This is a genomic window from Lysobacter rhizosphaerae (genome assembly GCF_054779795.1).
Genome location: NZ_BAAGXO010000007.1, coordinates 679,982 through 700,986, shown reverse-complemented (window position 1 = coordinate 700,986; position 21,005 = coordinate 679,982). Strand labels below are relative to the sequence as shown.

The window sequence follows — 21,005 nt, the reverse complement described above, 5'->3', positions numbered from 1 at the left end:
CAAACAATACCAGTTGCAGACCATCAGGGCAATAATACCGGTCAGTGGTATGCAACTGGTATCAACACTGGTAGTGTGACCCCACTGCCACTGGACCTGCCCCATGACCCCCGTCGTACCCGTTGGCTCCGTTGCCCACCCGGCTCACTCGTCTCCCCTCCCATCGTTTGACCTGGTGATCTTCGGCGGCTCCGGCGACCTTGCACTGCGCAAGCTGTTGCCGGCGTTGTTCCATCGCTATCGCGATGGGCAGATCGTGGACGGCACGCGCATCGTCGGCGTCGCCCGCGACGTCCGCAGCGACGCGGATTACCGGGAACAGGTCCGCGCGGCGCTCGCCGCTTCCATGCAACACGACGACGCGGACAATCCCGGCGGCGCCGCGCTGGCAGGTTTCCTCGAGCTGTTGTCCTACCAGCGCCTGGACCTGGCCGGCGATGCCGGCTGGGAAGAGTTCGCGCAAGCCATGCGCCGCGAACGGCGCGTGCGCGTGTTCTATCTCGCGGTGGCGCCGGACCTGTTCGCGCAGGCCGCGAACCGGCTGGGGGCGTGGGACCTGATCGATGCGGACGCCCGCGTGGTGGTGGAGAAGCCGATCGGCACCGACAGCGCCAGCGCCGATGCGATCAACGACGCGCTCGGTCGCGTGTTCGCCGAACGGCAGATCTTCCGCATCGACCACTACCTGGGCAAGGAAACGGTGCAGAACCTCACTGCGCTGCGCTTCGGCAACGCGCTGTTCGAGCCGCTGTGGCGCGCGCAGCACATCGACCACGTGCAGATCACCGTCGCCGAGACCATCGGCGTGGAAGGCCGCGCGCCGTACTACGACCGCGCCGGTGCGCTGCGCGACATGGTGCAGAACCACCTGCTGCAGCTGCTGTGCCTGGTGGCGATGGAGCCGCCGACCTCGCTCGATGCCGACGCGATCCGCGACGAGAAACTGAAAGTGCTGCGCGCGCTGCGTCCGATCGACGCGGGCAACGCGGCGCAGCTGGTCGTGCGCGGCCAGTACCGCGACGGCGCCGCCGAAGGCCGCGCCGTCCGCGGTTACGCCGAAGAGCTCGGCCGCAGTTCGCGTACCGAAACCTTCGTCGCCCTGAAGGCGGAAGTGCGCAGCTGGCGCTGGGCCGGCGTGCCGTTCTACCTGCGCACGGGCAAGCGCCTGCCCGCGCGCGTGTCGGAAATCGTGGTGACCTTCCGACCCGTGCCGCATTCGATCTTCGAAGGCGTGAGCGAGCTCGCGCCCAATCGCCTCGTGCTGCGCCTGCAGCCCGACGAAAGCGTGACGATGTGGCTGATGAACAAGGTGCCGGGTCCCGGCGGTCTGCGCCTGCGCCACGTGCCGATGGACCTGAGCTTTGCCGAGACCTTCGGCGGCCGCCAGGCCGATGCCTACGAACGCCTGCTGATGGACGTGGTGCGCGGCAATCCGATGCTGTTCATGCGCCGCGACGAGGTCGAAGCCGCGTGGAAATGGATCGATCCGATCCGTGCCGCATGGGAAACAGGCAATGACGCGCCCAAGCCCTACACCGCCGGCACCTGGGGTCCGAGCGCCGCGGTGGCCCTGATCGAACGCGATGGCAGGACCTGGCATGAAGATGCAGCGTGAGCACCTGGCCGTGATCGCGCCGGTGCGCCCCATGTTCGACGAATGCCGCCATGGCGACGGCGATGCACTGGCGACCGCGCTCGCACGCTGCGTCGCCGACGACCTGCGTTCCGCGCTCGACCAACGCGGTGAAGCGAAGCTGGCGCTCTCCGGCGGTACCACGCCGCTGCGTTTCCTGCAGGCGCTCTCGCGCGAGGCGCTGGAGTGGTCGCGCGTGCAGGTGCTGCCGGTCGACGAGCGCTGGCTGCCACCGCTGCACCGGCGTTCCAACGAGCGCCTGCTACGCGAGCACTTGCTGCGGAACGCGGCGGCCGCGGCGAACCTGCTGTCGCTGTTCCGCCCGGTGGCCACGCCCGAATGCGCATTGCAGGCCGTGCTGACGCAGGTTGCACTGCGTGGATTGCCGCTCGACGTCGCCGTGCTGGGCATGGGCGTGGACGGCCACGTCGCTTCGCTGTTCCCCGACCTGCCGCGCCGCGACATCGGCCTGCAAGCGGGCGGCCGCGCACCGGTGCTCGCCGTGCGCAGCAGCGCTGCGCCCGAGCCGCGCATGTCGCTGACCCTGAGCGCGATATTCACCGCGCCGTCGCTGTACCTGCACATCGAAGGCGACACCAAGCGCCGCGTCCTGGAAGCGGCGATCGAGGATCCGCGCAGCCGCCTGCCGATCCGCGCCTTCATGGCGCAGGCACCAGTGCCGCCACGCGTGTTCTGGTGTCCGGATGTGGCGGCCACACGCGGCAACGACAGCGCCGCCGGCGAGAGATCCGCATCGAACGCGCTGAGCTGCACGGGAGCGGCCTGACATGGTGCTTCCGGTGGTTGCCGAGGTCACCGCGCGCATCGTCGAACGCAGCCGCGAACGGCGCACCGCCTACCTGGCGCGGATCGAGGCCGCCGCCGGCACCGGACCGCATCGGCGCGAGCTTTCCTGCGGCAACCTGGCGCACGGCTTCGCCGCCTGCGCGCCCGACGACAAGGCCGCGCTGCGCACGGGCATCGCGCCGAACCTTGGCATCGTCAGCGCCTACAACGACATGCTGTCCGCGCACCAGCCGTTCGAGCGCTTTCCTTTCCTGATCCGCAACGCAGCGCGCGGCGTCGGCGCGACTGCGCAAGTGGCCGGCGGCGTGCCGGCGATGTGCGACGGCGTGACGCAGGGGCGCGAGGGCATGGAGCTGTCGCTGTTCTCGCGCGAGGTGATCGCGTTGTCGACCGCGATCGCGCTGTCGCACGACATGTTCGACGCCGCGCTGTACCTGGGCGTGTGCGACAAGATCGTGCCGGGCCTGCTGATCGGCGCCTTGAGTTTCGGCCACCTGCCGGCGGTGTTCGTGCCGGCCGGACCGATGTCCTCGGGCCTGCCCAACGACGAGAAGTCGCGCGTGCGCCAGCGTCATGCGGAAGGCAAGGCGACGCGCGAAGAGCTGCTCGATGCCGAGGCGCGGAGTTACCACGGTCCCGGCACCTGCACCTTCTACGGCACCGCCAATTCCAACCAGATGCTGATGGAGCTGCTGGGCCTGCACCTGCCGGGTGCCAGTTTCGTCGCGCCGGAATCGCGATTGCGCGATGCGCTCACCGCGGAGGCCGCGCGCCGCGCGGCGGCGATCACCGCTCTCGGCGATGACTATCGTCCGGTTGGCCGCCTGATCGACGAACGCGCGATCGTCAATGGCGTCGTCGGCCTGCATGCGACCGGCGGATCGACCAATCACCTGCTGCACCTGATCGCCATTGCCGCGGCTGCCGGGATCGAGCTGCGCCTGGACGACATCGAGGCGCTGTCGCACGCGGTGCCCCTGCTGGCGCGCGTGTATCCCAACGGCAGCGCCGACGTGAACCACTTCCACGCCGCCGGTGGCATCGCATTCGTGATCGGCGAGCTGCTCGATGCCGGCCTGCTGCACGAAGACGTCGAAACCGTCGCGGGTCGTGGCCTGTCGCGCTATCGCGTCGAGGCCAGCAGCGATGCAAGCAACACTTTGCAATACGTGCCGGCGACCGGGCGCAGCGAAGACCTCTCCGTCCTGCGCCCGGTCGCCGCGCCGTTCCGCGGCGACGGTGGCCTGCGCGTGCTGCGCGGGCCGCTGGGGACCGCCGCGATCAAGGTCTCGGCGGTCCCCGAAGACCGCTTCGTCATCGAGGCGCCGTGTCGCGTGTTCGCGCGGCAGGACGAAGTGCAGCGTGCGTTCGACAACGGCGAACTCGACCGCGATGTCGTCGTCGTGGTGCGCTTCCAGGGGCCGCGCGCCAACGGCATGCCGGAACTGCACGCGCTCACGCCGCTGCTGTCGGTGCTGCAGAAGAAAGGCCATCGCGTGGCGCTGGTGACCGACGGCCGCATGTCGGGGGCGTCGGGCCAGGTACCGGCGGCGATCCATGTCAGTCCCGAAGCGGCCAGTGGCGGCGCGATCGCGAAGCTGCGCGACGGCGATGTGCTGCGCCTGGATGCGGACGCCGGCACGCTCGACGTTCGCGTCGATGACCGCGAGTGGCGAACGCGCGAGGCGGTGTCCGCCGATCTGTCCGCGAGCCAGCAGGGCATGGGGCGCGAACTGTTCGCCCTGTTCCGCGATCGGGCAAACGCGGCCGATGCCGGCGGCGGCATTTTCCATTGCGCATGAACCGTGCCGATGAACCCGTGCCGACAAAACCGCGCCGACAAAATCTGGGAAACACACATGGAATTCCTTGAATCCGTGCTCCACGCGGCACCGGTCATTCCCGTGGTCGTGATCGAAGATGCCGGGAGCGCCGTCGCACTGGCGCGGGCCCTGGTCGCGGGCGGAGTACCCGCGATTGAAATCACCCTGCGCACGCGCGCTGCGCTCGATGCGGTACGTGCGATTGCCAGCGAAGTCGAGGGCGCCATGGTCGGTGTCGGCACCGTGCGCATGCCGCAGGACCTGGCCGCTGCCGAAAAGGCCGGCGCCCGCTTCGCCGTATCGCCGGGGTCGACGCCCACCCTGCTCGCAGCGGCGCGGGAAAGCGCGTTGCCGTGGTTGCCGGGCGCGGGCACGGCCAGTGAAGCCATGCTCCTGGCCGAGCACGGCTTCCGCTACCAGAAGTTCTTCCCCGCCGCGTCCGCGGGCGGCGTTGCCGCGCTGCGCTCCCTGCACGGTCCATTGCCCGACGTGCGTTTCTGCGCCACCGGCGGCATTGGTGCCGGCAACGCGCGCGAGTACCTGTCAGCTCCGAACGTCGCCTGCGTTGGCGGCTCCTGGCTGACGCCGCCCAGCCTCATTGCCGCCCGGGACTGGGCGGCGATCGAACGGCTGGCGCATGCGGCCGCGCAATTGCGCGCCTGAAACAAGAGCAACGCGGTCGGAAGCGCGTCAGCGTGCCTTCGGCCGCGGTGGTGCTGTCGATCCGCGCACGATCAATTGCGGGCTGAAGCCTTCGTTGGACAGGGCCTTGCGCGGCCGGTCCTGGATCTCCTGCAGCAGGCGCCGCGCGGCGTGCTGGGCGATTTCCTCGGTGGCCTGCTTCGCGGTGGTCAGGGCCGGCCAGCTCTGCTTGGAGAACGGGCTGTCCTCGAAGCCGGCGATAGACAGGTCATAGGGCACGTTCATGCCACTGGACTTGGCTGCGGCGAGTACACCCGCGGCGATCTCGTCGTTGCTGCCGAAGATCGCAGTCGGCGGGTCGGGCAGACCCAACAGCCGGCGCGCTCCGCGGAAACCGTCGTCGAAGGAGTAATCGCCCTCGACCACCAGCGACTCGTCCAGCGCGATGCCGTAGTCATGCAGCGCTTCTTTGTAGCCTTTGTGGCGTTCCCATGAGGAGCCGTGCGACTTGCCGCCCCACAGGAACCCGATGCGGCTGTGGCCAAGCTGGATCAGGTGTTCGGTGATTTCATAGGCGGCGTCGCGGTCATCGACGTAGATGCACGCGCTGCCGTCCTGCGGGTCGGCCGCGGCCGAAACGACGCGCACCAGGCGGATGCCGGCGGCAATCAGTTCGTCGACCAGTTCCTGCCGTTCCGACATCGGCGGCGCCAGCACCAGGCCCGCCAGGCGCGCGTGCTGCACCAGGCGGATGATTTCGCTGGCGAGCTTGGGCGACGACGAGTCGCAGGGGTGGATCTGCAAGCCGTAGCCGGTTTCGCGGCAGACCGCCAGCACGCCGTTCTGCATCGCGATCACGTAGTACGGATTCGGGTTGTCGTAGATCAGGCCGATCGCATACGACTGTGCGCTGCGCAGGCTGCGCGCAGATGGGTCAGGCTGGTAGCCGAGTCCGGCGATCGCCTCCTGCACGCGTTCGCGCGTGCGCGCCTGCACGCTGGGCTCGTCGTTGATGACGCGCGAAACGGTCTTGAGCGATACCTGGGCGCGCTCGGCAACGTCCTTGATGGTGGGTCTGCGCAACGAAGCCTCGCGGTTTACATCCGACGGACCGCGGCATCGCTCGACGCGGCGGGAGGGCTAGCCTATCCAACCCCCGCCGTGGTGGATACACGTGCGGGGGCGTGTGGAATGGCGTCAGTTCAGTTCTGTGACACCGCACCCCGCGCGCTCGCTACCGGCGCGTGCTGTGCGTGTCCCACGTTGTGGCCGCGCATCGCGAAATACAGGATGTACAGGTAGCACGGCACCATCAGCGACAGGAACACCAGCTGGAAGTCATGCACCTGCTTGAGGTGCACGAACAACTGCGGGATCACCGCGCCGCCGGCGATGCCCATGATCAGCAGCGCGGAGCCCTTCTCGGTCAGGCGGCCCAGGCCCTGGATCGCCAGCGGAAAGATCGCCGGCCACATCATCGCGTTGGCGAAGCCGAGCGCGGCGACGAAGTACACCGACGCATAGCCCTTGGTCAGGAAGGCGCCGATGGCGAGCAGCACGCCGAGGATGGCGGACAGGCTCAGGTAACGCTCCTGCGAGATGTAGCGCGGAATCACGACCAGGCCGACCACGTAGCCGACCAGCATGGCGCTCAGCGTGAAGCCGGTGAAGAACTTCGTCTCGTCCAGCGGCAACCCGAACGCCTGGCCATAGGTGCCGATCGCGTCACCGGCCATCACCTCCACGCCGACGTAGACGAAGATGCACAGCGCGCCCAGCCACACGTGCGGGAACTGGAACAGGCTGGTCTTGCTGCCGGCATCGCCCTCGGTATTGACTTCCTCCGCGCGGATTTCAGGCAACGGCGAGAACAGGATGCCGACCGAGAGCAGTGCCAGCAGGCCGGCCATCAGCATGTACGGATCGTGGATGCGCGCGGCGAACTCATTGAGTACGGCTTCCTTGGTGGCGGCATCGGCCGCACCCGCCACGCGGCTGGCTACGTCGCCCATGCCATGCATCACCAGCGTGCCGATCACGAATGGCGCCGCCCATCCGGCCAGCTTGTTGCAGATGCCCATCACCGCGATGCGCTGCGCCGCGCCCTCGATCGGACCGAGGATGCTGATGTACGGGTTGGAGGCCGTCTGCAGGATCGCCAGGCCCGCGCCGATCACGAAGATGCCGGCGACGGCGCCCGGATACACGCGCGCCGTCGTGTACTGGCCGAACACCAGGGCGCCGACCGCCATCAGGAACAGGCCCAGCGCCATGCCTTTCTTCATGCCTGTCCTGCGCAGGATCAACGACGAAGGCAGGGCCAGGAAGAAATACGAGATGTAGAACGCGCTCGGGATCAGGAACGCGAGGGTGTCGCTGACGTCGAAGGCGAGCTTGGCGAAGGAGATCAGCGGGCCGTTGAGCCAGGTGACGAAGCCGAAGATGAAGAACAGCGCGCCGACGATCGCGATCGAGCCGTAGCGGCTGCGCGATGCACCGGCGGTGCCGGGTGATGAGGTGGACATTGCAGGACTTCCCTCCCGAGGAATGCGGGCTGCCCCGCGGCGACCGGATCGATTTGACCTGTGCGACAAGCAACGTTGTCACCAGTGGACAAGCCGACCCGGCAATTGCGGCCTAGTCTCGCCGCGTTGGCCGCATAAATCTTGCTGCTGTGCAGCACGAAAACACCGGAGTTTCCGGGCTTAAAGCACGGGCGATCACTTTTTTCTAACAATTGTTGACATCGTTGTCATCGCGGGCGCAATCTCGGCCGCGATTGAGGCTTGGGGGTCAGGGAAAGGCATGCCGTGGAAATCAGCAGGACCACAATCGGGGAACGGCTGCCGCCAGCTGATGAGCCGGGCAGCCGGAGTGAGGCCGTGAGCCCGATGGCGTCCTCGTCTGCCGACCAGCAATTCATCGCCGCCGACGTGGGCGGGACCAATGCGCGCATCGGCGTGGTCCGGGCGACCGCGGACGGTGCCATCGAAGTACTCGCGTATCGCAAGTACAGCTGCAGCGATTACCCCAGTCTCACCGTCATCCTCGCCGAATTCGTGGCCGAGCACGCCGTCGCCGCCGGCATCGATCGCATGGCGATCGCGAGCGCGGGCGTGGTGCTGGACGACGAGGTCATCAACTCGAACCTGCCCTGGCGTATATCGCTGTCGGAGATGCGCCGCGAGCTTCGCCTGCGCGAGCTGCATGTCATCAACGACTTCGCCGCCGCCGCGCACGGTGCGCAATGCCTGGATCCGTCCGAGTCGCGCCTGCTGACGCCCGGTGTGACCGTCGCCGATCCCGGCCCGGTCCTGGTGATCGGCCCGGGTACGGGCCTGGGCGCCGCGATCTGCATCCCGGATCCGCGCGGCACGGTGGTGCTCCCGACCGAAGCGGGCATGACCGCCTTCGCGCCCGGCAACGAGCGCGAGATCGCGATCCTGCGCTGGCTGCAGCAGCGCACCCGCCATGTGTCGACCGAACAGCTGGTGTCGGGGCCGGGCCTGGTCAATCTCTACGACGCGTTGTGCGCGATCCATGGCCACGATCCCGCCCTGCGGGCGCCCGCGGCGATCACCGAGGCCGCGCGCCGCGGCGATGCCATCGCGCGCGAAGCCGTACTCGCCTTCTGTGCCCTGTTGGGCAGCGTCATCGGCGACTTGGCCGTGATCGGGAGCGCCCGCGCGGTATTCGTCGCCGGCGGGATCGTGCCCCAGCTCCTCGATTTCCTCGCCAGCAGCGACTTCCATGCCCGCCTGGTCGACAAGGGCGCGATGCGCGCCGTGCTCGAGCGGGTACCGGTGCGGCTGATCGAGAACGAACGCCTCGGCGTGATCGGCGCGGCGAACTGGTTTGTGCAGTACCTGAACCATCGGCAGGACGCCGATCCCAGCAGCAAAGACGCAGGCCACAGCTCAGCGTGACAAGAAGCGGTCGAAGGCTCTGCCGGGGGAGGCGGAATCCACAGGCCAATACCAATAAAACCGTGGGAGGGGATATCCATGCAGCTCCGTAAAAAGATCCTGTCGATCAGCATCGTCGCCGCGCTCGGCGTCGTCGCCGGGTCGGCCAGTGCACAGGAGGCGCCGGCGGCGTCGAAGCAGACCGCAACCGATCTCGACACCGTCGTGGTGAAAGGCATCCGCGGCGCCATCGAGGCCTCGCTGGACACCAAGCGCGGTGAAGACACACGCGTCGAGGTGATCACCTCGGAAGACATCGGCAAGATGCCGGACAAGAACGTCGCCGACTCGCTGGCGCGCGTCCCGGGCGTAACCATCAGCGCCGCCAGCGCCAACGAAGGCGCGTTCGACGAGAACGACCGCGTCTCCATGCGTGGCACCAGCCCAAGCTTCACCCAGACCCTGATCGACGGCCACAACATCGGCAGCGGCGACTGGTTCGTGCTCAACCAGTCTGGCACCGTGGGTCGCAGCGTCAGCTACTCGCTGCTGCCCTCCGAACTGGTCGACAAGGTGGTGGTGCACAAATCGTCCGAGGCCAAGCTGGTCGAAGGCGGCGCCACCGGCACGGTCGACATCATCACCCGCAATCCGCTCAACTTCGAGGACGGCTTCAGCATCTTCGGCTCGGTCGGCACGGTCTACGCCGACCTGCCGGACAAGTGGGATCCGCAGATCTCGGTATTGGGCAACTGGAAGAACACCGACGGCACCCTCGGTGTGATGCTGCAGCTGTTCAGCGAAAAGCGCCACCTGCGCCGCGACGGCCAGGAACTGCTGGGCTACGAGCAGATCGGCGCCGGCACCGCCGCCGCCCAGGCGCATCCTGACCTGGAGGGGGTGTTCTTCCCGGTGCTGATCGGCTCGGCTTTCTTCGAGCAGGAGCGCAAGCGCACCGGCGGCATGTTCAGTGCGCAGTGGAAGCCGACCGACACCATCGAACTGGAAGCCAACTACTTCAAGTCCGACATGGACGCGGACAACTACAACCGCAACTACATGCTGTGGGGCCGGCGCATCATCAACGGCACCAACGGCACCAATGGCCAAGTCCCGCTGCCGGGCTACGTGGTTCACAATAACACCCTGGTGTCCGCCGAGTTCGCGCCGACGCCGGGCGCAAGTCCGAGCAACGCGTTCGGCGTCTACGACCAGATCTCGCGCCCGGGCGCCAAGTCCAGCACCGAGTCCTTCAGCCTCGAAGGCAAGTGGGACGTCTCAGAGAAGCTGCGCTTCAGCGGTCAGGCCGGTACCTCGGAAGGCCATGGCAAGACGCCGACCCAGGACGTCGCCGAGTGGGACACGGGCCTCAACAGCGGCGGCGGTTGGCAACTCAACGGGGTCGGCGCGGCTGACTGGAACCTGGGCACCGCCAACACCGGCACGCCCGGCACGCCCAACACCGACTACCGCCTCGACTGGATCTTCGGCGTCCAGGACATCGACGTCGAGGACAAGGAGGACTGGGGCCAGATCGATGGCACCTACTTCACCGATGGCGGCGTGCTGCAGTCGTTGGACTTCGGCGTCCGCGCCGCCAAGCATGAGCGCAACCTGCCGCAGGTCACCAACCAGGGCCCGAACTTCGCCGCGGCGATCTCGCCGTTCGATCCGGCCGCCTGGCCGCAGGGCTTCCAGAACTATCCGAGCGATTTCGGCGACGGCCTGGGCGGCAGCTTCCCGCGCAACATCTGGTTCTTCAGCACGGGCCAGCTCGCCCAGTTCAACGACGTCTACGCCAACCGCAATCCGATCACGCGCTTCGACTACACCGGCGCGTACGGCCTGGAAGAACGCAGCGAGGCGGCCTACGGGCAGCTGAACTTCGGCGGTGACCACTGGACGGCCAACGTGGGCATGCGCTACGTGCGCACCGAGGAGGAGGTCTCCAACTATGTGAACCCCACCGACCCGAACGCTCCGGACGTGATCACGACGTCGGCCTTCGGTCCCTACCACATCGTCGTCACCAAGCACACGTACAAGGACTGGCTGCCAAGTGCCAACCTGAAGTGGGACATGACCGACGACGTGGTGCTGCGCCTGGCCGCCAGCCAGACGCTGACCCGCCCGGACTTCTCGGCGCTTAGTGGTGCGGTGCAGTTGAACGCACCCGCGTCCTTCCCCAGCACGGGTACTGGCAAAGGCGGCAACCCGGATCTGGCACCGATCATCTCGACCAACCTCGATGCGACCCTCGAGTGGTACTACGCCGAGCGTGCGCTGGTGTCGGTGGGCGTGTTCAGCATGGACATCGACGACTACGTGTCGCTGAGCAATGTGCAGCGCACGTTCCTCACCGAGGACAACGTCACCGACCCACTGAATCCGGTGCTCGTGCCGGTCGTGTACGACCTGACCGTCCCGGTCGGCACCGGCGCCAGCGTCAACGGCTTCGAGCTGGCCTGGCAAGGCCCGATCGGCGAGTACTTCGGCGCGTTTGCGAACTACACCTGGTCCGAGGCCGACGTCGACGACGGCACACCGATGCTGGGTCAGTCCGAGAACACGTACAACGTCGGCGTGTGGTTCGAGAACGACATGTTCAACGCCCGCGTGAACTACAACTATCGCTCGTGGTTCTACAGCGGCCTGGATCGCAACTCGGCGTTCTTCCAGGACGACATCGACAGCTTGTCGGCATCGTTCGGTTGGAAGATCAACGACAGCTTCAACCTCACCCTGGACGCGATGAACCTCAACAACCCGAAGACCAAGTATTACGCCGAGAACAGGAGTCGTCCGCGCTCGATCTACGAGAACGGCCGTCAGTACTACCTGAATTTCCACTTCAAGTATTGAGTCGGTGGGCTGTAGCAAAGCAAGTGCGTGACAACGGGCCCGGCTTGCCGGGCCCGTTCTTTTGTTAGGCAACGTAGCGAGGAAAGGACATGAAGGTACGCATGGGCATGGTGCTGGTGCTGGCGGCGATGGCAATTGCGATGGCGTTTGCCGGCATCGCCAATGCGACGGAATCAACCGAACCCCAACTCACGCCGGTGATCCCGTTGCCCGCGCGCGTGGTGCCGGGCGAAGGCGTGTTCCGGTTCGATGCACGCACGCGGATCGTGGCGCGCGGCGGCGGGGAAGCCGAGCGCGTCGGCCATGACCTGGCGGACCGCATCGGCCACAGCCGCGGCTTCGTGCCCGCGCTGGCACGGCGTGGTGGCGACAACGCCGTGACGCTGGTGCTCGACCCGCGGGCGCCGCTGCCGGGCGACGAGGCATACACGCTGGAGATCACGCCGCGTGGCGCGGAAGTCCGCGCCCGCGCATCGGCCGGCCTGTTCTACGGCGCGGTGACGCTGTGGCAGTTGGCCACCGCCGACGGCGCACAGGGCGCCGCGACCATTGCGGCACAACGCATCGAGGACGCTCCGCGATTTGTCTGGCGCGGATTGATGCTCGATGTCGCCCGCCATTTCCGCAGCGTCGACGAGGTCAAGGCGCTGATCGACCAGATGGCGCTGCACAAGCTCAACACGCTGCACTGGCACCTGGCCGACGACCAGGGCTGGCGCATCGAGATCCCGCGCTATCCGCGCCTGACCGAGGTCGGCGGTTGCCGCATCCCCGCCGGTGCCGCCGGGCGTAATGCCGATGGCACGCCGCGGCCGTACTGCGGCTTCTATACGCAGGCGCAGATCCGCGACGTCGTTGCCTACGCGGCGCAGCGCCACGTCGCCGTGGTGCCCGAGATCGACCTGCCCGCGCATGCGCAGGCGGCGATTGCCGCATATCCGCAGCTGGGCGTGACCGGCCAGGCGCCGCCGGTGTCGCCGGACTGGGGCGTGCACACGTGGTTGTTCAATGTCGACGACGGCACGATCAGCTTCCTGCAGAACGTGCTCGATGACGTGATGACGCTGTTTCCGTCGCGCTATATCCACCTGGGTGGCGACGAATCGGTGAAGGACCAGTGGGAGCAGTCGCCGGCGGTGCAGGCGCGGTTGCGGGCACTGGGCCTGAAGGACGAAAAGCAGCTGCAGAGCTGGTTCATGGGTCGCCTCGGGCAGTACCTGCAGGCGCACGGCCGGCACATGGTCGGCTGGGACGAAATCCTCGAAGGCGGGCCACCCGCGGACGCCACCGTGATGTCCTGGCGCGGCACGCAAGGCGCGATCGACGCAGCGCGCGCCGGGCACGACGTGGTGTTGGCGCCGTCGCCGGACATGTATTTCGACCATGTGCAGAGCGACCTCGGCGACGAGACGCCGGGCCGCCTCGGGGTGATCGACCTCAAGAGCGTGTACGCATTCGAACCCGTGCCCAGTGAGCTGACGGCGGCGCAGCAGGCCCACGTGCTGGGTGCGCAGGCGAACTTGTGGACCGAACACCTGCGCACGAACGAACGCGTGCAGCGCGCCGCCTTCCCGCGCGCGGCCGCGCTGGCGGAAGTGACCTGGACCCCGGCCCCGCGCCGCGACTGGGACAGCTTCCTGCAGCGGCTCGCGCCGATGCGGGCGCGCTGGCTCGCGGCGGATTTCCACGCGGCGGACAGCGCGTTCGCCGTGCGCATCGCCCCCGCCCCCGCGCCGTCCGGAGCGGCGTCGGTGGTCCTGACGAACCAGACCGGCTTCGGCACGATCCGCTACACCACCGACGGCACGCCGCCGACGCCGCAGTCACCGGCCTATGCGGGCCCCCTGCAATTGCCGGTCGCGGAGCAGCTGCTGACCGCCAACGCGTTCGCCGGTGATCGCGCGCTGGCCGCACCGCGCGCGTTGCGACTCGACATCCGCAGCCTGCGCGCGCGCGACAGCCAATCGCTGCGGTCGTGCAAGGGCGGCCTGACCCTGCGCATGGAAGACGATGCCCCACGCGATGGACCGCGCGCGCTCATGACGGCCGACGTCTTCGATCCATGCTGGATCTACGAACAGGCCGACCTGGACGGAGTCCGCCGCCTGTCGGTCCGGGTGGGGCAGCTGCCCTTCAATTTCCAGCTGTGGCGCGACGTCAAGCAGGTCGTCACCCGCCCCGCCTCCCAGCCCGGGGGCGCGCTCGAGGTGCGCGTCGACGGTTGCGCGGGCCGCGTGGTCGCCACGCTGCCGCTGGCGCCGGCACGGGCCTCGGACGCCCTGAGCGTGCTGGACGCGCCGCTCGCGGCCATGACCGGGCGGCACGACCTGTGCTTCGTGTTCGCCTCCGGCTCGGCCGACCCGCTGTGGGCCATCGACGAGGTCGCGCTGCTGCCCTGACCGTCCGTCGACACCAACGTTTGGCAGGGTGCCGGGCGTTGGCGGCGGGGGTAACATCGACTCAGCATCAGGGGGCCTCCATGCGTATTCGTTTCTTTATCCCGCTTATCGCGGGCCTTGCCATCGCGGGCGCTGCATCCGCGCAGTCGCTGCCCAAGCCGGCAGAGTTCTATTTCGATGCCGATGCCGCCACGACCCGGCCGGTCCTCGCCATCAAGGACACCGGCGATGCCGCGGTGCAGAAGCTGCTCAAGGCGATCGAGCGCGATCCGCACGCCAAGGCGGAACACGCCCAGCTCGCCCACCTGGCCATGGACGCAGGCCGGGTCGACCTGGGCAAGGAGCTGTACGGCCGCGCCCTGGCCCGCATCACGTCCACCGATTCGCTGTGGCGCCCGCTGCTGTGGAACTACGGCTGGGACCTGTACCGCAACGGCGACGCCGCCGGCGCGCTCGCGCAGTGGCAGCAGCTGCTCAGCGTGCGCCGCAGCAACGCCAACTGGGTGCCGCCGACCCTCGCCCTCGCCCTGTGGAGTGCGGGCCACAAGGACGAGGCGGTGCAGTGGTACGGCGCGGCCATCCGCACCGAACCCCAGCTGTGGCGCGATCCGGCCAACTTCACCCGCCTGCTTCCCGACTGGCGCGACAGCGAGCACGCCACGCTGGCCGAGGTGCAGGCGGCATGGGCCGCGAATCCGCCGCAGTGGCCTTGAGGCGCTGAAGCGGGCGGACGACGGCGCCAGCCCACGCGAGCTGGCGTTTCTCCCGGTCAGGGACAGGCAGTCGCACGGAACACCGTGCCGGCGCTAGAGTGCGGTCAGGTCGAAGGGCCGGGAGCGGCGCAGATGCGCGACGCCCGGCAATGGCCAGCGCACCGAGGCGGACCGGATGCCCTTGTCGAAACTGAGCGTCATGGTGGTCGAGGATCACGGCTTCCAGCGCCGCATGGCGCTGCGGCTGTTGACCGACCTGGGCATCGGCGAGGTCAGTGAGGCCGCGGACGGCCACGGCGCCCTGCACCTGCTCGAGAACGGCGGCGCTCCGCCTGACGTCCTGCTGGTCGATCTCGACATGCCCGGCATGGACGGGATCGAATTCATCGGCCATGTCGCGCAGCGCCAGCTCGCGCGCGCCGTGATCGTCGCCAGCGCGCTCGATCCGGCGCTGCTCAACACCGTGCAGACCATGGCCCGCGCCTACGGCCTGCGCGTGCTCGGCAGCGTCGAGAAACCGCTGACCCGCGACAAGCTCGCATCCGTGCTCGGCAGCTACGACGAAGAGCTGCAAGCCCACGACGACGACGAAGTGATCGACGTGACCGTCGACGCCGTGCGCGAGGCGATGGCCCGCAACGAGATCGAGCCCTGGTTCCAGCCGCAGGTCGAACTCGGCAATGGCAAGCCGATCGCGGTGGAGGCGCTCGCACGCTGGCGTCGCCGCGACGGACGGATCGTGTACCCCGCCCATTTCATCCCGCTGGTCGAAGACGAAGGCCTGGTCGGCCAGCTCACCGACTACATGCTCGTGCAGTCCTGCCGCTGGAAGCATTACTGGGACCAGCGTGGCCTGCGCCTCAACGTCGCCGTCAACGTCTCGCCGCACATCCTTACCGACGAAACCGCCGCCGACCGCTACCAGGACATCGTGCGCCAGCAGGGCGTCGAACCCAACGAGGTGGTCCTCGAAATCACCGAGAGTTCGCTGATGGCCGACGCCGCGCGCGGGCTGGGCGTGCTCGCGCGACTGCGACTGAAGGGCTTCGGCCTGTCGATCGACGATTTTGGCACCGGCTATTCCTCGCTCGCCCAGCTCTCGCAGATTCCCTTCACCGAACTCAAGATCGACCAGGGCTTCGTCTCCGGCGCACAGTTGCAACCACGCAAGCGTGCAGTGATCGAGGCCAGTCTCGACCTGGCCCGCAAGCTGCAGCTCGACGTGGTCGCCGAGGGCGTGGAAACCGTGGAGCAATGGCAGATGCTCGCCGACCTCGGCTGCGGGATGGCGCAGGGGCACCTGATCGCCGCGCCGGTGCCCCCCGATGAACTGCCTGCGGTGCTGTCGCGCTGGCGGCGGCCGGAGTTCTAGGGCAAGCGCTCGGGCATGGGCTACCGGGAATCGCCGACGGCTCTCCTCTCCGCTCCGGTCGCGCGCGATCCGGTCTGTCCGCGTCGATGAAGGCCGGCATCCGCCAACAACTGTGGATCCTGTTCGGCCTGTTCCTGCTGACCGGCGCCACCGTGCTGGTGGTGGACGAGCTCGCGCAGTACCAGGCGCGGCAGTCGCTGCTCGCCCTGCGTGGCCAGTCGCTGCTGGGCCTGCGCGAGATCAAGGCGGTGTCCGACGCCTACGGCCTGGAAGTCGTCGACACCACTTTCCGCACGCGCAACCACCTGATCACCTGGGAAGAGGGCGAGGCCAGGATCGACGCCGCGCGCGTGCGCATCGATCGCAGCTGGGAGTCGCTGGCGCAGCTGCCGCGCACGCCGGAGGAGGCAACGCACTTCCGCGCCGCCGAGCAAGAGCGCGTCGAGGCGGACGCGGCCATGGTCGAACTGCACGACATCCTGGCGCGCAAGGACATCGATGCGCTCGGCCGCTTCGCCAAAACGCGCCTGTATCCCGCCATCGACCCGGTGACGGCGCGACTCAAACTGCTGTCCGACCTTGCCACGGTCAAGGCCGATGCGGTGGTGCGCGACAACCTGCGCGCCAACCGCCGCGTCAGTGCGCTGCGCATCGGCCTGTCGCTGACCGCGCTGGTGGTGATCGCGCTGATCGGCCGCATCGTGCTGCGCAACGCCTACCGCGGCGTGGAGAGCCTCGCCTTCATCGCCGGGCGCATGCGCCAGCACGACTACGCAGCGATGCCGCCCTACCTGCCCAGGGGCAGCGAGCTGGGCATGGTGGCCGATGCGTTCCTGGAGATGCGTCGTGATGTTCTCGGCTTCGAGACAGAGCTGACCGAGCAGCTTGCGCGCAACGAGAAAGTGCGCGCTGAGCTCGAGCAGCGCGAGCTGTTCCAGCGTTCCCTGCTCGACGCCGCGCAGGTGGCGATCATCGCGATGGACGGCGAAGGCCGCTGGACCACGTTCAACGCGTTCGCCGAGCGCATGCTCGGCTGGCGAGCGGAGGAAGTGGTCGGCCGCGTCCCGCGCCACGCCACCGAAGCCCGGTTGCCGGACGACGCGCCGCTGATGATGCCGAGGGCCGCTGCCGATCGCATCGCTGCCGAGGTGAGGCAGCGTCTGGGTCGCGAAGTGCAGCACGACTGGCAGGGCATATACGACCTGGCCGAGCTGCGGCAGGCGCCGGCCGAAGCCCGCCTGCTGCACAAGGACGGCCACGAAGTGCCGGTACTGCTGGCGTTGGCCGCGCTGCACGACGAAAACGGCAAGCGCATGGGCCTGATCGTGGTGGCCACGGACCTCACCGAACGCCATCGGCTGGAAGCCGACCTGCGCGCCAGCGAGGCGCGCGCGCAGGAAGCCAATCGCGCCAAGTCGTCCTTCCTCGCGGCGATGAGCCACGAGATCCGCACGCCGATGATCGGCGTGACCGGCATGATCGAGATCCTCGCCCATTCCCGGCTCGACCCCGACCAGCGCCACGCGCTCAACGTGATCCAGCAGAGTTCGCAGTCGCTGCTGCAGATCATCGGCGACATCCTCGACTTCTCGAAGATCGAAGCCGGCCGGATGGAGGTCTCGCCGAGCGTGGTAAGCCTCGCCGCGGTGCTGCGCAGCACCGTGGCGAACTACACCGGCGCGGCGTCGAGCAAGGGCCTCACCCTCACCTGCGAGATCGACGACCGCATCGCACCCGCGCATCTCGCCGATGCGCTGCGATTGCGCCAGATCATCGGCAACTTCCTCTCCAATTCGATCAAGTTCACCGCCAGGGGCGGGGTCGAAGTCGCGCTGGAGTGGCGCGGCGGCGTGCCCGCCGACGACGCGCACCCGCTAGGCGCCGACCTGCTCAGTTTCCGTGTCACCGACACCGGCATCGGCATCAGCGCGGAGGCGCAGCAACGCCTGTTCCAGCCGTTCGCGCAGGCCGAAGGCGACACCACGCGCCGCTATGGCGGCACCGGCCTGGGGCTCGCCATCTGCACGCGCCTGGCCGAACTGATGGGCGGCGTGGTGACGATGGATTCGGTGCCGCAGATCGGCACGACCCTGCGCATGGCGATCACGTTGCCGCGCGCGCCGGCTTCGGAACTGCCCGTCGACAACGTGTCCGCGGGCAAGAGTGCCGCATTCACGCCGCGGCGCCTGCCGACCCTGGAGCAGGCCGAGCGCGAGCGCAGCCTCGTCCTGCTGGTCGACGATCACCCGACCAATCGCCTGGTGATCACGCGCCAGCTCGCGCTCGTCGGCTATGCCAGCGAAGCGGTGGAGGGAGGCGCGCAGGCGCTCGCGCGCTGGCGCACGGGACGCTATGCGTTGCTGCTGTCGGACGTGCACATGCCGCACATGGACGGCTACGCCCTGGCCGGCAATATCCGCAGGGAAGAACAGCAGCGCGGGCTGCCGCGCATGCCGATCATCGCGCTCACCGCATCGGCGCTGAAGGGCGAAGCCGAGCGCTGCCTCGCCGCCGGCATGGACGACTACCTCGCCAAGCCCGTCGCCATCGCCACGCTCGCCGCCATGCTGCAGCGGTGGTTGCCGCACACGGCCAGCGCACAGGTGGATGCAGGCGCGGCCGGCAATGGCGATGCCAACGCCAGCGCCGCGCTGGCATCGGACGGATTCCCGCAGTTGGATGAAGCGCCGCCGCTGCTCGACTACAACGCATTGAACGACCTCAGCGGCGGGGACGAAGCGGAAACCAGCGCGGTGCTGCGCGACTTCCTCGACGCCACCGCGCAGGACCTGGCGCAACTCGCGCAGGCACGCGAAGGCGGCGACATGCCCGCGATCGCCCGCCAGGCACACAAGATCAAAGGGGCCGCGCGCCTGGTCGGCGCGATCGAGCTGGCACACGCCGCCGCCGAACTCGAAGCCGCCGGCCACGCCGGCGCGTGGGCGGGCATCCTGCCGCTGGTTGCGCACGTGGACACCGCGGCCGAGCGGCTGAAGCTGCTGGTCGCCGAGCGCCATTCCGCCCACTGAGTGCGCTGTCACGGTCGCGCGCGCTGCGGGCAGATCCGGCACGGACGTGGGGATTGCGCCGGCGCTACGATGCGCGCTCTGTCCCCGGGCGAACTCCCATGCGCAAACTGTTGCTTGGTCTCTTCCTGACGCTCCCGCTTACCGCCATGTGCGCCGACCGCGTTACCGGACACCCCTTCGCCACCCGCAGCGAGGTCTACGCGCCGCACGCGATGGCGGCGACCTCGCATCCGCTGGCGACGCAGATCGCCCTCGATGTCATGAAGGCGGGCGGCAGCGCTGTCGATGCGGCGATCGCGGCGAACGCGGCGCTCGGCCTGATGGAGCCGACCGGAAGCGGTGTCGGCGGCGACCTGTTCGCGATCGTGTGGGATCCCAAGTCGAAGAAGCTGTACGGCTACAACGGTTCGGGCCGTTCGCCCAAGTCGTTGACCCTGGCCGAATTCCAGAAGCGCGGACTCACCGACATTCCCTCCTATGGCCCCTTGCCGGTGACGGTGCCGGGCGCGGTCGATGCGTGGTTCGCCCTGCACGACCGCTTCGGCCGCAAGCCCATCGCCACCGACCTCGCGCCGGCGATCCGCTACGCGCGCGAAGGCCATCCGGTGCATGAGGTGATCGCCTACTACTGGGGCCGCTCGGTACCCAACCTGTCGAAGTGGCCGGGCTTTGCGGAGCAGTTCACCGTCGCCGACGAGACCCCCGGGAAAAGGCGTGGTCCGCGCACCGGCGAGATGTGGCGCAATCCCAACCTCGCCAACACCCTGGAGAAGATCGCCAAGGGCGGCCGCGACGCGTTCTACAAGGGCGACATCGCACGCACCATCGACGCCTACTTCAAGGCCAACGGCGGTTTCCTCTCCTATGACGACCTCGCCGCGCACCACGGCGAATGGGTCGAGCCGGTCAGCACCAACTACCGCGGCTACGACGTGTGGGAACTGCCGCCCAACGGCCAGGGCATTGCCGCGCTGCAGATCCTCAACCTGCTCGAGCCCTACGACCTCAAGAAGTACGGCTTCGGCAGCCCCGAGCACGTGCACCTGTTCACCGAAGCCAAGAAACTCGCGTTTGCCGATCGTGCTGCTTCCTATGCGGATCCGGACTTCTACAAGACGCCGGTGGCGAAGCTGGTGTCGAAGGAATATGCGCGTGAACGCGGCAAGCTGATCTCGATGGACCGCGCCGCCAAGGCGGTCGAGCCCGGCGTGATCCCGCAGCTCAACGAGGGCGACACGATCTACATGACCGTCGCCGACGCCGACGGCATGATGGTGTCGCTGATCCAGTCCAACTACCGCGGCATGGGCAGCGGCATGGCGCCGCCGGGCCTGGGCTTCATCTTCCAGGACCGTGGCGAGCAGTTCGTGCTGAAGGAAGGTCATCCCAATTCCTTCGCACCGGGCAAGCGTCCGTTCCACACCATCATTCCCGCGTTCGTCACCCACGACGGCAAGCCGTGGTTGAGCTTCGGCGTGATGGGCGGTGCGATGCAGCCGCAGGGCCACGCGCAGATCCTGATGAACCTGATCGACTTCGGCATGAACCTGCAGGAAGCCGGCGATGCACCCCGCATCCAGCACGACGGTTCCACCGAACCCACGGGCCAGGCCACCGCGATGAGCGACGGTGGCGAGGTCGACCTCGAAACCGGCTTCTCCTACGAGACGGTGCGTGCGCTGATGCGCAAGGGGCATTCGGTGAGGTTCGCCGACGGCCCCTACGGCGGCTACCAGGCGATCATGGTGAATCCCAACGGGGGCTACATCGGCGCCAGCGAGTCGCGCAAGGACGGACAGGCCGCGGGATACTGAGCGGAT

General features: G+C 68.1%; 13 protein-coding genes. 11 read left to right on the top strand and 2 right to left on the bottom strand.

Annotated features, from left to right (window positions below):
- The first annotated feature begins 103 nt into the window (after positions 1-103).
- From zwf to eda, 4 genes are read left to right on the top strand one after another with little or no spacing between them, the layout of a single operon-like run.
- A complete protein-coding gene (zwf, locus tag ACYVGE_RS12170) occupies positions 104-1,615 on the top strand; it encodes a glucose-6-phosphate dehydrogenase (RefSeq protein ID WP_460730229.1) in 1,512 nt (503 codons plus the stop codon).
- Positions 1,599-2,420: a 6-phosphogluconolactonase gene (gene pgl / locus ACYVGE_RS12165; protein ID WP_460730227.1), complete on the top strand. Its 822-nt coding sequence runs from the start codon at positions 1,599-1,601 to the stop codon at positions 2,418-2,420. The genes zwf and pgl overlap by 17 nt, the downstream gene beginning before the upstream one ends.
- A 1-nt stretch (position 2,421) precedes the next feature.
- Positions 2,422-4,242: a phosphogluconate dehydratase gene (gene edd / locus ACYVGE_RS12160; protein ID WP_460730225.1), complete on the top strand. Its 1,821-nt coding sequence runs from the start codon at positions 2,422-2,424 to the stop codon at positions 4,240-4,242.
- A gap of 57 nt (positions 4,243-4,299) precedes the next feature.
- Positions 4,300-4,926 (top strand): bifunctional 4-hydroxy-2-oxoglutarate aldolase/2-dehydro-3-deoxy-phosphogluconate aldolase, encoded by a 627-nt coding sequence (eda, locus tag ACYVGE_RS12155; RefSeq protein ID WP_460730223.1) that lies wholly within the window; start codon positions 4,300-4,302, stop codon positions 4,924-4,926.
- A 27-nt stretch (positions 4,927-4,953) separates the two neighbouring features.
- Here the strand turns inward: eda and ACYVGE_RS12150 are convergent, their stop codons facing one another.
- The gene (locus tag ACYVGE_RS12150; RefSeq protein WP_460730221.1) at positions 4,954-5,988 is read right to left on the bottom strand and encodes a LacI family DNA-binding transcriptional regulator; all 1,035 of its coding nucleotides are present in this window, start codon (positions 5,986-5,988) and stop codon (positions 4,954-4,956) included.
- Positions 5,989-6,107: 119 nt separating this feature from the next.
- Positions 6,108-7,430: a sugar MFS transporter gene (locus tag ACYVGE_RS12145; protein WP_460730219.1), complete on the bottom strand. Its 1,323-nt coding sequence runs from the start codon at positions 7,428-7,430 to the stop codon at positions 6,108-6,110.
- Between the two features lie 366 nt (positions 7,431-7,796).
- Between ACYVGE_RS12145 and glk the strand changes: the two genes are divergently transcribed.
- From glk to ggt, 7 genes are all read left to right on the top strand, one after another.
- On the top strand, positions 7,797-8,831 hold the full coding sequence (gene glk / locus ACYVGE_RS12140) for a glucokinase (protein WP_460730576.1): 1,035 nt from the start codon (positions 7,797-7,799) through the stop codon (positions 8,829-8,831).
- 78 nt (positions 8,832-8,909) lie between these two features.
- Positions 8,910-11,672 (top strand): TonB-dependent receptor, encoded by a 2,763-nt coding sequence (locus tag ACYVGE_RS12135; protein ID WP_460730217.1) that lies wholly within the window; start codon positions 8,910-8,912, stop codon positions 11,670-11,672.
- 89 nt (positions 11,673-11,761) lie between these two features.
- Positions 11,762-14,071, top strand: a complete 2,310-nt coding sequence (locus ACYVGE_RS12130) for a family 20 glycosylhydrolase (RefSeq protein WP_460730215.1) — start codon at positions 11,762-11,764, stop codon at positions 14,069-14,071.
- Between the two features lie 80 nt (positions 14,072-14,151).
- Positions 14,152-14,784 carry a tetratricopeptide repeat protein gene (locus tag ACYVGE_RS12125; protein WP_460730213.1) on the top strand — a complete coding sequence of 211 codons (633 nt, stop codon included), beginning with the start codon at positions 14,152-14,154 and terminating at the stop codon, positions 14,782-14,784.
- A 175-nt stretch (positions 14,785-14,959) separates the two neighbouring features.
- The gene (locus ACYVGE_RS12120; protein WP_460730211.1) at positions 14,960-16,156 is read left to right on the top strand and encodes an EAL domain-containing response regulator; all 1,197 of its coding nucleotides are present in this window, start codon (positions 14,960-14,962) and stop codon (positions 16,154-16,156) included.
- 86 nt (positions 16,157-16,242) lie between these two features.
- A complete protein-coding gene (locus ACYVGE_RS12115) occupies positions 16,243-19,185 on the top strand; it encodes an ATP-binding protein (RefSeq protein WP_460730209.1) in 2,943 nt (980 codons plus the stop codon).
- 98 nt (positions 19,186-19,283) lie between these two features.
- Positions 19,284-20,999 (top strand): gamma-glutamyltransferase, encoded by a 1,716-nt coding sequence (gene ggt / locus ACYVGE_RS12110; protein ID WP_460730207.1) that lies wholly within the window; start codon positions 19,284-19,286, stop codon positions 20,997-20,999.
- Positions 21,000-21,005 lie beyond the last annotated feature (6 nt).